Annotated in this window: 14 protein-coding genes and 1 pseudogene; 9 read left to right on the forward strand and 6 right to left on the reverse strand. The window is 64.7% G+C overall.

Annotated features, from left to right (window positions below):
* The 6 genes and pseudogenes from JHD73_RS29075 to JHD73_RS09990 form a co-directional block, all read left to right on the forward strand.
* A pseudogene (locus tag JHD73_RS29075) lies at positions 1–262 on the forward strand (MotA/TolQ/ExbB proton channel family protein); the annotation flags it as partial.
* 9 nt (positions 263–271) lie between these two features.
* On the forward strand, positions 272–685 hold the full coding sequence (locus JHD73_RS09970; RefSeq protein ID WP_199030132.1) for a biopolymer transporter ExbD: 414 nt from the start codon (positions 272–274) through the stop codon (positions 683–685).
* Between the two features lie 13 nt (positions 686–698).
* Positions 699–1,415 carry a TonB family protein gene (locus JHD73_RS09975; protein ID WP_199030133.1) on the forward strand — a complete coding sequence of 239 codons (717 nt, stop codon included), beginning with the start codon at positions 699–701 and terminating at the stop codon, positions 1,413–1,415.
* Positions 1,416–1,465: 50 nt separating this feature from the next.
* A complete protein-coding gene (locus tag JHD73_RS09980; RefSeq protein ID WP_199030134.1) occupies positions 1,466–3,241 on the forward strand; it encodes a putative porin in 1,776 nt (591 codons plus the stop codon).
* Positions 3,242–3,250: 9 nt separating this feature from the next.
* A complete protein-coding gene (locus JHD73_RS09985) occupies positions 3,251–3,949 on the forward strand; it encodes a hypothetical protein (protein WP_199030135.1) in 699 nt (232 codons plus the stop codon).
* Positions 3,950–3,978: 29 nt separating this feature from the next.
* A complete protein-coding gene (locus JHD73_RS09990; RefSeq protein WP_199030136.1) occupies positions 3,979–4,467 on the forward strand; it encodes a YbjN domain-containing protein in 489 nt (162 codons plus the stop codon).
* 115 nt (positions 4,468–4,582) lie between these two features.
* On the opposite strand, the gene JHD73_RS09995 is transcribed toward JHD73_RS09990, so the two are convergent.
* Positions 4,583–5,800 carry a substrate-binding domain-containing protein gene (locus tag JHD73_RS09995; protein WP_199030137.1) on the reverse strand — a complete coding sequence of 406 codons (1,218 nt, stop codon included), beginning with the start codon at positions 5,798–5,800 and terminating at the stop codon, positions 4,583–4,585.
* A gap of 494 nt (positions 5,801–6,294) precedes the next feature.
* Here JHD73_RS09995 and JHD73_RS10000 point away from each other — a divergent pair, with 494 nt between their 5' ends.
* Positions 6,295–7,038 (forward strand): hypothetical protein, encoded by a 744-nt coding sequence (locus tag JHD73_RS10000; RefSeq protein ID WP_199030138.1) that lies wholly within the window; start codon positions 6,295–6,297, stop codon positions 7,036–7,038.
* Complete coding sequence (gene gspK, locus JHD73_RS10005; RefSeq protein WP_199030139.1) at positions 7,035–8,015, forward strand: type II secretion system minor pseudopilin GspK; 981 nt, start codon at positions 7,035–7,037, stop codon at positions 8,013–8,015. Before JHD73_RS10000 ends, gspK begins: the two co-directional genes overlap by 4 nt.
* Positions 8,016–8,030: 15 nt before the next feature.
* On the opposite strand, the gene JHD73_RS10010 is transcribed toward gspK, so the two are convergent.
* The 5 genes from JHD73_RS10010 to JHD73_RS10030 all read right to left on the reverse strand — a co-directional run bounded on the left by JHD73_RS10010 (position 8,031) and on the right by JHD73_RS10030 (position 12,285).
* Positions 8,031–8,660: a type II secretion system protein J gene (locus tag JHD73_RS10010; protein WP_199030140.1), complete on the reverse strand. Its 630-nt coding sequence runs from the start codon at positions 8,658–8,660 to the stop codon at positions 8,031–8,033.
* A complete protein-coding gene (gspI, locus tag JHD73_RS10015) occupies positions 8,660–9,070 on the reverse strand; it encodes a type II secretion system minor pseudopilin GspI (RefSeq protein WP_199030141.1) in 411 nt (136 codons plus the stop codon). Before gspI ends, JHD73_RS10010 begins: the two co-directional genes overlap by 1 nt.
* Positions 9,057–9,527 carry a type II secretion system minor pseudopilin GspH gene (gene gspH / locus JHD73_RS10020; protein ID WP_199030142.1) on the reverse strand — a complete coding sequence of 157 codons (471 nt, stop codon included), beginning with the start codon at positions 9,525–9,527 and terminating at the stop codon, positions 9,057–9,059. Before gspH ends, gspI begins: the two co-directional genes overlap by 14 nt.
* Positions 9,528–9,529: 2 nt before the next feature.
* Complete coding sequence (gene gspF, locus JHD73_RS10025) at positions 9,530–10,744, reverse strand: type II secretion system inner membrane protein GspF (RefSeq protein ID WP_199030143.1); 1,215 nt, start codon at positions 10,742–10,744, stop codon at positions 9,530–9,532.
* A gap of 122 nt (positions 10,745–10,866) precedes the next feature.
* Complete coding sequence (locus JHD73_RS10030; protein ID WP_199030144.1) at positions 10,867–12,285, reverse strand: PLP-dependent aminotransferase family protein; 1,419 nt, start codon at positions 12,283–12,285, stop codon at positions 10,867–10,869.
* A gap of 285 nt (positions 12,286–12,570) precedes the next feature.
* Here JHD73_RS10030 and JHD73_RS29080 point away from each other — a divergent pair, with 285 nt between their 5' ends.
* Positions 12,571–12,711, forward strand: coding sequence for a hypothetical protein (locus JHD73_RS29080; RefSeq protein WP_233176878.1), 141 nt, complete (start codon positions 12,571–12,573; stop codon positions 12,709–12,711).
* Positions 12,712–12,746: the final 35 nt, after the last annotated feature.

Here is a 12,746-nt window from a genome sequence, read left to right on the forward strand (position 1 = left end):
GCTGTGTACGGCAGCGGGCCTGGGCGTGGCCATCCCCGCGCTGTTCGGCTACAACTGGCTCGCCTCCCGGTCAGATGCCATCGCCGCCGACATGGCGGTGTTCGTGGACGAGTTCGCTACGCGCCTGGCGGAAGAGCACGGCGACGGTCGCGCCACCGTTGTACTGGGCGATACCGCACCGCGTGCGGCGCATGCAGACCATCGCACCGACACGTCGGGCGGCGGCTTCGTGGCCAGCCCGGCCGCGCCGCACCGCGAGTAAGGGGCCGCCATGGCAAACGTGTCCCGCTTTGGGCCCAAGAAGCGCGCCAGCGGCATCAACATCACGCCGTTTGTGGATGTGCTGCTGGTGGTGCTGGTGATCTTCATCCTCACCAGCAACGCGAGCATCCCCGGTATCAAGGTCAACCTGCCGAAGGCGAGCGCCAGCGTGGCGTTGGAGAAGCCCAAGACCAAGGCCATCACCATCGACAACAACGGGCAGGTGTTCCTGGATGCGTATCCGGTCACGCTGCCCGAGCTGGAAGACCGCCTGCGCACCGAGAAGGCCGTCACGCCGGATTTTCCGGTGATCGTGCGTGGCGACGCATCCGTGCAGTACGCCAAGGTGGTGGAGGTGCTCGACCTGTTGCGCAAGATCGAGCTCAACCAGATCGGTCTGGTGACCGGCAAGCCGGCAGCGTGAGGGCGGCGCAATCATGCAGCTTGACCTGAACCCGTCCACGCCCACGGCGGATCCGCAGCCGGCTTTCTGGCGGCGCTGGGGCAGCTATGTGATCGGCGCCGTAGCGGCGCTGATCGTCGTGGCGGTGGTGTGGTATCTGCTCGCGGGCACGGCGAGCACCAAGCGTGAGGCACCGTCCACGCCGATGCTCGTGCTGCAGCCGCCACCACCTCCACCGCCTCCGCCACAACCCGAAAAGCAACCGGAGCCTGACAAGGTGAAGCCCGAAGTGGTGGAGCCCAAGCCCGACCCCACGCCCGAAACACCCAAGCCGGCAGAAGACACACCCAACCCCGCGAAGGACCTGTCCGACCCCGTCACCATGAATGCCGACGGGCAGGCCGGCACTGACGCCTTCGGTATCGGCGCAGGCAAGGGCGGCGGCATGAGCGGCGCGGGTGCCGGCGGCGGCAATGCCACGTATGGCCGCTATTTCGGCTACGTGCTGCAGCAGGCCCTGTCGCGCGATGACCGCGTACGCCGCCTGGCGTTCCTGATGCAGGTGAACGTGTGGCTGGACCCGAACGGCCGCGTCACCCGCGTCGAGCTCGTGCACGGCAGCGGCAATGCCGACACCGATCAGGCCGTGCTCGCCTCCTTGCGCGCGATTGAGCGCGTGGATGAACGGCCACCGGCTTCCCTGCAGTTTCCGCAGCGCGTGACGCTGCAAGGCAAGCGGCCCGCCGGTTGAAACACATGACAACGATAGCGCCGGCTCGGCAGTCGAGCCGGTACTCCAGCATGCAACGCACTTCTTCCAAGAACATGGCACTCAACCCTGTTACCCACCCATTCCGTGCCGCCGCGCTGGCATCGGCTGTCGGCTTGTTGATCGCGTCGGGCAGCGTGCACGCGCAGGCCGCCGCGGGCGAGACCACGATGGTCAAGCTCATCCGCGGCCTGATCCAGAGCGGCGCGCTCAAGAAAGACGTCGGCGAAGCGCTGCTCGCGCAAGCCCGTGCCGAAGCGCAGGCCACGCAGCAACTGCAGCGCCAGGTGGCCGCGCAGGCTGCTCAACCTACGCAAACGGCAGGCGTGAAAGCCGAGCCCGGCGATGTGCGCGTGCCCTATGTGCCGCAGACCGTGCGCGATCAGATTCGCGACGAGGTCAAGAGCGAGGTGCTGGCCCAGGCCAAGACCGAGCGCTGGGCGGCGCCCGATGCCATCCCCGCCTGGACGCAGGGCATTCGCGTGGAAGGCGACGTGCGCGTGCGCAACGAATCGCGCTTCCTGTCGAATCAGAACAGCAACATCGAAATCGACTGGGCGGCCATCAACGCCGGCACCGGTTTCGACGTCAACACCAACACGAATACCAAGTTGCCGCCGCTGCTCAACACCTCGCAGAACCGCCGCAACCAATGGCGTGTGCGGGCGCGGCTGGGCGTCTTCGCAGATATCTCCGAGAGCACGCAGGCTGGCATCCGCCTGGCCTCGGGCAGCGACAACAACCCCGTGTCGACCACGCAGTTGCTGGGCACCGCGCAGGGCAAGAAGAACGTGTGGCTGGATCAGGCATGGATCTCGCACAAGCCGGCCGACTGGGTGACGATCACGGGCGGCCGCTTTGCCAATCCGTTCTGGTCGACCGACCTGCTGTTCTCGCAAGACCTGAACTTTGACGGCATTGCCGCCAACTTCAGCAAGACACTGCGCGGCGACACCATCACCGTGTTCGGTACCGCCGGCGTGATCCCGCTGGAGTACTCGGCAGATGGCTTCCCCAGCCGCAGCCAGGACAAGAGCTCAAGCCAGAACAAGTGGCTGTTTGCCGCTCAGGCGGGCGCGGAGTGGAAGGTGGATTCACGCAACACGGTGCGCGGCGCGGTGGGCTACTACAACTTCAACAACGTCACGGGGCAGGTGTCGCAACCGTGCGCGTTGTACTCGGGGCTGGACAACTGCAGCACGGACTGGTCGCGTCCGGCCTTCATGCAGAAGGGCAACACGCTGATGCTCCTGCGCAATATCGCGCTCAACCCGCTGGACCCGGCCAACACGCCGCAGCCGCAGTACGTGGGCCTGGCATCCGAGTTCCGCCTGCTGGACCTGAACGCGCGCTGGGACACCAAGGTCATGGGCAACTACGGCCTGCGCTTCGACGCCAACTACATCCGCAACCTGGCGTACGACGCCGACAAGATGTGGCAGCACGCCGGGCCGGGCGGCATCGTCAACAACTTCGGCGGCACCGGCGGAACGAACCGCTCGGACTTCCGCAGCGGCGGCAACGCGTACATGTTTCAGGCCACCTTCGGCAAGCCGGCCCCGAGCGCGCGCGGCGACTGGAACGTCATCGCTGGCTACAAGCGCATCGAGGCGGATTCCATGCCCGACGGCTACAACGACCCGACCTTCCACGGCGGCGGCACCAATGCGCGCGGCTACTACTTCGGCGGCTCGTATGCGGTGGACAAGAACGCGTGGTTCACCGGCCGCTGGATCTCCACGCGTGAAGTGACCGGCCCGCGCCTGTCGATCGACACGCTGCAGCTCGACTTCAACGCCAAGTTCTAAGGGGGCGACGTGGACGAGAACCGAACGGTTTCACGGCTGATGCTGGCGTTGTTGGTGGCGGCATCTCTGGCCCCCTGTGCCGCGTCGGCGCAGCAGCCCAGCATGGAGGAGCGTTTGCGTGCACAGCTGCGCGCGACCACTACGCAGCTTCAACAAGCACAGGCGCAGCTCGCCCAACTGCAGGCGGGCGGTGGTACCAACGCGCCCGCATCGGATGCCTCCAAGAAGGAGCTTGCCGACCTGCGCACCCAGCTTGATGCGGAGCGTGCGCGCACGCGGCAACTGAGCGAGGGTAGCGCCGCCGCCCATCGTGAAGCGCAGACCGTGGCTGACAAGGCCAATACGCAGATCACGCAGCTGCGCGCCGCGTACGATGAGTTGCTGCGCCGCGCCCGCGCCAGTGAAGCGGAGCGCCAGAAGCTGGCCACCGCAACGGCCACGCAGCAGAACGCCCTGCAGCAATGCGAGGCCAAGAACGCCAAGCTCTACGCCGTCGGCCAGGAAGTTCTGAGCGCCTACGAGTCGATGGACGTGACCACCGTCATCGCCGCTCGCCAGCCGTTTGCCACCAAGTCGCGCGTCAAGTACGAGCAGATTGCGCAGGAGTACGGCGACAAGCTGTACGAGGGCCGCTTTGATCCGCGCGCTGTTACCGCGCCGACACCGGAAGCCTCCGCACCGCACGCAGAAGCGCCCAAGGCGCCCTGAGTTTTCTCCTCTCCGATTCACCCACGCACATGACCACCATGTCCATGCTGACAACCCTTTCCCCCACCGATGTGGCCGACGCCATCAAGGCAGCGGGCGGTGCTGTGACTGCCATTGAGCAAGGCGGCATCACCTACCTGACCAGCGCCAGCCACGGCATCAGCTTCCAGATCCTGTGGGGCAACGCCATCGAGCCCGGCCGCTATGCAGATCTCACGTTGAGCTGCCCGCTGCGTGTGCAGGGTGGCGCGCTGCCCGACGGTCTCATTGCCGATTGGCACCGCTCACGTCGTTTTGCGCGTTTGGCGCAGCACGGTGATTTTGTTGTGCTGGAGATGGATGTGATTGCTGCCGGAGGCATCTCCGTTGAGCACCTCGTCACGCAGATCCGCCTGTGGATGCAGATGATGGGCGAGTTCTTCGTGTACCTGCGCAACTATCGCAACGAGCCGGCAGCACAGACTGCAACGGCTTCGGGTGCTGGCGTGGCTCAGCCTGTGGAAGCCGTCACGCAATAACGTAATCAATCGTCGCGCTTCCATGCTGCAAGGTTTGCGTTGGCATGAAAAAAGCCCGGCAATGCCGGGCTCAAACCTCGCGACAGCGGTGAACCGCCGTCTGTATCCCTATCGATTAACGACCAGCCTTGCCTGCGCAAGCCGTGGTGTTGCCGATGTTGACGTTCTTGCCGTTGACGTTGTTGAGCAGGTTGTCGCGGATCAGGCTGACCAGCGCGTCCGGCAGCGGGGCGAAGCCGTTGCCGGTGATGCGCGGCAGGTTGCTGTTGATGCCCGAGTACGTCGTGTGGCGGTCCAGGAACGTCTGGATCTTGCTCAGCACCGTGGCGTTGGCGTAGCACTGGACGTGGTCCAGGTAGGTCACGCCTGCGATCGGGTAGCCCGTGGAGGGGTTGGCAACCGTCAGCGCCCAGGTGTTCGGGTCAGCCAGGTTGGACGACAGCGTAGGCAGGGTGAGGTTGCTGAGCGCCGTGGTGGTGTTTGCCGACGTCGGGTCGTAGGTCTGACCATCGTTGCTGTTCGTCAGGCTGGCAGCCGACAGGTTCTTCGTTGCAACGGTCGAGTTCGGGGCAAGCGTGGTGTTGATGTAGTCCGGGCTCAGGTAGCCGATGCCGCTGTTGGCGGCCACAGCGTCACGCACACCGGCGCTCAGGTTGCCACCCACGAAGTTGGACGGAACGCCACCCGGGAAGCTGTCGGTGAACTTCGTGCTCGTCACGAACGTCACGTTGGAGTTGTTGGCGTTGCAGACCGCGGCAAGGTGACGCGTGAAGATCTCCGACGTGCCGCTGCTGTCCGAGCGGTAGACGACCTTGATCGGGCCAGAGGCGCCGCCGAGCGCTGCCCAATCGGTGATTTGACCGGAGAACACACCGCACAGCTGGTCGTCGTTCAACGTCAGGCTGCTCAGGCTGGCGTTCTGGAACGGAATGCCAACAGCGGTACCGACCGACGGGATCTGCACCAGGGCGCCGTCCGTGCCCTTGCGGGGGGCGAAGGCGCTGATATCCGACGAGCTCAGGATCGAGTCGCTGCCGGCGTAGTGCACGGTCGTGTCCGTGCGCGGCGTGACGTAGGCGGCGTTGAAGGCGGCCGGGTTGTTGGTGGTCAGTGCGGTCTTGCCACCGCCGCTACCCGTCACGGCGTAGATGTGGTTCGGGCCAAACACAGCGATTTCCGAGCTGTACAGGAACTCGGGCAGCGAAGCGCCACCGCCTACGACCACCGGCGATGCCGGGCTCGGGTTCGGTTGCGTACCGGCAAAGGCCACCGTGGCGGTGCCCAGGGCCAGCGCGGCGCAGGCGGCTTGAATCATGACTTGCTTCAGCTTCATGGAGTGCTCCAGAGGAATAGGGATCAGCAAATACAAGTTGTGTTGTTTTGCCGATGTGCGCTCATGAATGAATTCACACCGGCATGCAAAGTATTGATACCGGGTGTGAATCAGGTGGGATAAGCAGATGAAAAAGCGATGGCGCTAGCTCATGCGTTCTCGTCATGCGTTTCTGCGGAATGAAAGCCGTGGAATATAAGCAGTGTGCGGTTTTGCAGGTCGCCGTTCGTCAATTAGAGGCGGACTGTGCGTTTGAGTTTCACACGTGACAGACGCAAGGCATTGCACCATGCATGAATGCGGAATGCAATTCGAACAATTGAATTGTATGGCTGCATTCTGATTGAAATTCAATTGAATACAAGCCATGGCGTATTTGCCAGGGGTGCGTGTTGTCTTTTGATCTTGCTCCAAAGTAGAGCAGGACACAGGGCGCCACGCAATGCATCACAAAGGGGGGGCGCTGCAGAACCACTCAACCATGAGGTCCGTTCATGAACCTGGCTTTGCATCCGACCGAAGAGCGCATGTTGACGGTAGCGATGTATATCGAGGAGTTTGGTCATCTGACCAAGGCGGAACACGTGCCGCGCGCACGGTGTCCGATCTGTCATGGGGCGCTTTATGTGATCGGCTCGAAGAGCGACAAGCTCAAGCCGCGCTTCAGCCATATCAGCGGCGAGCGGTTGTGCTGTCCGCTCGTGCGCAATGGCGAGGCGCCGTCCGACATCACGGTCGAACAGCAGGCCGACGTCGTGCTCGCGCAGCGCAACCGCGAGCGCTTTCTCGCGCAATGGCAGTGGCACTTTGCGTTCATGAAGCGGCCACACCACGCGCCTACGCTGTCCATGGCGCGCTTCATTGCCTTGCTCGACTACGCTTCGGCACGCAACCTGTGGGCGTACGAAGAACTCAAGCCGGCGAGCGTGCCGTACATCCTGCTGTCGTATGCCGGCTTCATCCTGGCGGGGCGGCAGCGCGGTGGGCGATGGCTGCATTTCTGGTTCGACTCGTCTGTGCGTGACGTGCACGATCTGCACATGCCGCGCCGCTCGCCACCGCGTTTCTTTCGCGCGCACTACACGCACCCGCGTGCGACGCTGCTGCCGTCACAACAGCATCTGTTCCACATGGAGGAGGTGAGCTTGTCGCAGACGTATCTTGAAGAAGCACAGCCCGACGTGAATGCAGAAGACGTGGGTGCGTTCTGGACCTATCTGCGCCGGGCGGAGGCATGAAGCGCAGCCGCATACGCCGGGAGCGTGGCGCGGCCGTCGTCACCGCGTTGCTGGTGGTGGCAATGGCGGTGACGCTCGTGGCGACGATGTTTGCCGGCCAGCGCGCGGCCATTCGCACGGTGGAGGTGCAGCGCCTGCGTGCCGACACGGTGTGGATGCAGCGAGCTTCCGTGGAGTGGGCACGCCTGTTGTTGCGCGAGAACGCACGTACCGCGCCCGTCGATCATCTCGGCCAGCGCTGGGCGTCGCCCGTCAACGATCTGCCGGTGGCCAACGTACTGGGTAAGACGGGTGTGCAGGCGTTCGACGCTGCAGGCGACATGCGCGTCGACGGCTACATCGAAGATGCACAGGCGCGCTTCAACCTCAACACACTGATTACTGCCGCCGAAGGTGGCAAGCCGCCAGGCATTCGACCAGAAGGTGTACGTGTGTATCAGCAGTTGCTGACGAAAGCCGATCTCGATCCGTCGTTGGCGATGCTGACGGCCACCACCATTCTGCGTAGTCTTGATGCAAAGGGCTCGTCCGCATTTGCGCTCGCGCAGCCGGTGGACCTTGTCCGCATTTCCGGCTACACGGCCGACGGTGTGCGCAAGCTCGCGCCGTATGTGGTCGTGCTGCCGGAGCCGACGTCGGTCAACGTCAACACGGCGGGGCCAGAAGTGCTGGCAGCGACGATCCGTGGCCTGTCGCCGGGGCAGGCCGCAGCGCTGGTGTCGAGTCGCGACAGGGCATGGTTTCGCGATATGGGGGATCTCACCAACCGCCTCAAGGCCATCGCACCCGGTCTGGCTGAGCAGGGTGACATCCTGCTGGAAACGCGCAGCCGCTACTTCATCGCGCACAGCCGGTTGCGCAACGGGCGGGCTACACGCGCGCTGGATGCGCTGATCCTGCGCGAGGGCATCGGTGAGCGCTACCGCACCTCCCTGCTGTGGGTGCGTGAACCGGCTATGCCAGGCATCGATGGTTGAAGCGTAAGCAGCGCGCTACAGGTCCGCCAGAACCACCTTGGTATAGGGCGCGTCATTGACCATCACGGTCACTTCCAGGCCCGTCACAGCGTTGGGGGTGATCCGCGGCAGCATGCCGGAGGCCGCCACGGCGGATGCGGGGCGCGATGCATCCGCCGACAACGCCTTCCACCCCTGCGTTGTCCACCCCCGCACTTGCAGTGCTGACGTGTGCTCCACCAGCGTCAGCCGCTCCGGCAATGTGGCATTCAGTGCTTCACGCGCGGGGCCGCGCTCGTTGAGCGGTGCTGAAGCTTCGCGGATGAGCGAGCCGCCGTCCACACGATAGCGCACCACCTGCCAGCGGATCGGCTGACGCGAATCGCGCAGCATGCGCACGATGCGAAGGTCACCATCGCCAAACACAACGGCTGGCTGACCAAGGTCGTCGTCACGCACGGCTTCACCAAAGTCCGTATCGAGCTGCTCGAACAGACGGTCGATGGCGCGCGTCTCCTCCAGGCTGTCCGCCAGCCGATGCTGGCCGCGGATGATGCCGTCCAGCGACCGCCACGAGATCAGCGCAATGATCGCCAGGATCGTGATGGCGATCACCATTTCGATGAGGGTGAAGCCAGTTGACGGGCGGGCGCGCTGCATCAGCATCAGAAGGCCTGATTGGAGGTGTCGGCCAGTACGGTGGCCACTTGCGCCAGGCGCACGCGCGTCTCCAACCCTTCGCCTTCGCGATAGACGGAGACGACGACCAAGTGGAATACGGGGTTCTCTAGCACGATGACGGTGTCCTCGCACGTGAGCGCGATGCGCCCCTGGCCACACGGCGTGCGGTGCAGCCCCGGGGGCGGTACCGCATTGGCCAGGCGCATGCGCGCAAGGTGGTTGGTGGCGCTCCATTGCGCCAGCGTGCGCTCGCGCATGCCGGCGCTGGAATCGGCCAGCAAGCCGGTCGCCCGCAGGCAAGCACCCAGCGCCACGGCCACGATCACCAGTGCCACCAGCACTTCCAGCAGCGTGAAGCCGGCAATGTGCCGCCGCGTGGCTCTATTGCACAACATAGCGGCTCGGGCCCGTGGTGACGATATCGACCTGTGCCGTGTCGGCGGCCATGTGCAGGGTGATGGGCGGTTCGATGGCTTCGCGGCCAAACAGCATGTGCACGCTGCCGGATTGCGCGGGGCGGCCTACCTGCATGAGTGACAGTGCAGACAAGGGCTGCCGCCACTCGCTCGCGCGCAGCACGTCGTCACGCAAGGGTTGCCAGGCATCGTGCTCGCGGATGAGGAAGCGGTAGCCCTCGGGCGTCGCCTCCCACACGATGGGTTGGGAGCGCAGGCGCGCCTCGTCATGCGCCGCCTGCAGCAGAAAAATCAGGCGCTGCGCCTGGTGTTCAAGCACCGTGCGCTGGCTTGGTTGCGCATTGACGACCACCGCCCCCATCACGATGCCGATGATGACCACCACCACCAGCATCTCCAGCAGCGTGAAGCCGCGTGCGCGCATGCCGGTGCGCATGCTCAGTGCACCATCTGGTTGATGTCGAGAATCGGCATCAGTACGGCCAGCACGATCAGCAGCACCATCACGCCCATGCTCAGGATAAGCGCGGGTTCCAGCAGGCTGGTGATGAACAGCGTGCGGCGCTCCAGTTCGCGTGTCTCGCCCTCGGCTGCACGGTCCAGCATGGGAGCGAGGTTGCCGGTGGATTCTCCAGAGCGGATCAGGTGGACCAGCACAGGTGGAAACCGGTTGGCATGCGCCAGCGCGCGTGACAGCGACGTGCCCTCGCGCACGCGGCCGATGGCGTCTTCCACGTTCTGGCGCAGCACCACGTTGTTGAGCGTTTCCCCAGCCGCTTGCAGCGCCCGCAAGATTGGTACCCCCGCGCTGATGAGAATGGCCAACGTGCTGGCAAAGCGCGCCGTGTTGTAACCGCGCACGAGCCGGCCGATAAGCGGCGCGCCCAATAACCAGCCGTGCCATGCTTGACGCGGGCCGGGTCGTCGCAACAGGCGTTTGACGCTCATACCGATTGCCGCTGCTACCAGTGCAGCCAGCCAGCCCCAGTCGCGCGCGAAATCGCTGCAGGCCAACATGATGATGGTCAGCGTCGGCAGCTTTTGCTTGGTCGTCGTGAAGACCCCCACCACCTGCGGCACCACGTAGGTCAGCAGGAAGACCACGATGCCAAACGCCACCACGGTGACGACGGCCGGATAAGTAAAGGCCAGCTTGATCTTTTGCGTGAGGGCGTTGCGGCCTTCGATGTAGTCGGCCAGGCGCGAGAGCACCACGTGCAGCTTGCCGGTGTGCTCACCGGCGGAAACCAGCGCGCGGTAGATGTCAGGAAAGTCGCGCGGGTGGCGGGCTAGCGCACCAGACAGCGATTGCCCGCCCACCACCTCCGAGCGCAGCGTGCCGATGAGGTCGCGCACGTAGTCGCGCTCGGCTTCAGCCGCCAGGGCAGAGAGCGCTTCGTCCAGCGGCAGCCCGGCCGTCAGCAGGCTGGCCAGTTGGCGCGTGAACAGCGCTTGCTCCGTGGTGCCGAGGCGATGGCCGAACAACCCGTTGAGGCTCGTGCTGGCCGTGCGTTCGGTCACGGCGGATACGTCGATCGGCGTCATGCCGCGCGAGCGCAGCAGCGTGCGCGCACCTCGGCTGCCATCGGCATCGATGACGCCACGGCGCAGTTGTCCGGCCGGCGTGACGGCCTCGTAGCGAAAGGTCGGCATGAGCGAGAACGGGCGAAGACTGCGGGTTCATCAGCAAAGCCGGACCGACTCTATGCAACAATGATGGCGATGTGGTGTGCGAAAGTTTGCACAAGCGTGTCAATGCGCCATGCGCGGCGGGTTTAGGCCCGCTTGCGTACCGGGCGCCGGCCCATCTCCTGCAGGAAGGCCCGTGCACGTGCCTCGCCGGTGTAGGCCGTGTTGATCCGCACCCAAGGCGAGACCTCCAGATTGGGCCGGAAGTAACTACCGGGCGCCAGCGTCACACCATGCCGCTCAGCCGCGGTAACGAGTTCGCGCGAATCCTCCACGTGCGGCACGCGCGCCCACAGGAAGTTGCCGCCGGTTGGGTGATGAAACACTTCCCAGCCCGCGTCCGTCAGCACGTCGAGCGAGGCGATGAGCGAATCGCCGATGCGTTGCCGCAGCCGCTCGGTGTATTTGCGGTACGCACCGCGCTCCAGCAGTGTTGCCACGACCGCCTCTGAAAAGCGCGAGCCGCCCACGCTGGTGAGCATCTTTACGTCGGTCAGGTCCTGCACGAGATCGCGCCGCGCAATCAGGTAGCCCACGCGCAGCGATGCCGATACCGTTTTGGAGAACCCGCCCACGTAGATCACGTGTTCAAGCTGGTCCAGCGTGGCCAGCCGTGCGGTCGGGTCGGCTTGGATGTCGGCAAAGATGTCGTCTTCCACAAAGACAAAGCCGTGGCGACGCGCCAGCTCCAGCAGGCGGAACGCAACCGGCGGAGACAGCACCGAGCCTGTCGGGTTGTGCAGCACGCTGTTGATGAAGAACAGCTTGGGCCGGTGCTCACGCAGCATCGCCTCGGTCACCTCCACGTCGGGGCCATCGGCGGTGCGTGGAATGCCGACCAGCTTGACGCCATGCAGGCGCAGCAGGCCGAACACGTTGTAGTAGCCCGGGTCTTCCACGAACACGGTATCGCCGGGCTTGAGCAGATGGCGGATGACGAGATCGATGGCCTGGCTTGCGCCCACCGTCATCATCACGTTGGGCAGCTCGGCCTGGATGCCCAGTTGGCGTGCGCGCGTCATGATCTGGTGCCGTAGCGCGGTGTTGCCCAGCGGTGTGGCGTAGTCGATCACCGCTTCCACGTCGGTGCGCGAGACCTGGCGGATGGCCTGCGTAAGGCCGCCCATGTCGCGCCAGTCCGCCGGCACAAAACCGCCGCCCAGCTTGAGCGACGCGTCAGGGTAGTTGAACTGCTCAAGGATGTGATCAGATTCGACCTCTGCGCGGCGCGGGTCAGACCAGCCGCGTCCTGCGCGCCCGGTCAGGCCGCTCTCGGCCACGTAGAAGCCCGAGCCGTGGCGCGAGTCCAGCAGCCCCAGCGACACCAGTCGGTCATACGCCTCGATCACCGGAAATCGGCTGATGCTGTACTCGGCCGCCAACTGGCGGATCGACGGCAGCTTGGCGCCGGGCCTCACATCGTTGTCGCGAATCCAGGTCTGCACGCCGGCCACGATCTGGTCAGCAATGGGCACGCGGGTGGTGGCGTCGATCAGGAGCTTCATGGGCGATAGCCCTCCGTAGCGGATGATGCGGAACAGTCATGTGCAACTGTTCGTGACTGTTCACATTGTAACGATCCGCTGTCCAACTGAAAGAAGCGCCGATGCCCGGCTGGCGTATTTCAACGCACATGAACTCCAACATCGACTGCGCGGCCCATGAACTGGCTGCACGAGCGAACGATGCCTGGGAGGAGGGTGCACGCGACAAGGTGGCCGCCTCTTTGAGGGAGGCGTTCGTCCCGCGAGATCATCTTCTTGTGCAGCGCCACGGAGGCGAGCAACCTCGTGGCACAGACGCTTGGTCGCCAGCAGCACGCCGGTCTGAAGAAGGCCGGCAGGGCCGGGCATTCGCTGAAAGAGCAAAGCCAGCAGCTTAAGCAGGTGGTGTCGGTGTTCCGGATTGATCGGGAAGCGGCACTCGGGTGATCGCGCTGGTGGTAAGGCAAGACCGGCGCCCTGGG

This window comes from Ralstonia sp. ASV6 (genome assembly GCF_016429285.1).
GTDB classification, from domain to species: domain Bacteria; phylum Pseudomonadota; class Gammaproteobacteria; order Burkholderiales; family Burkholderiaceae; genus Ralstonia; species Ralstonia flaminis.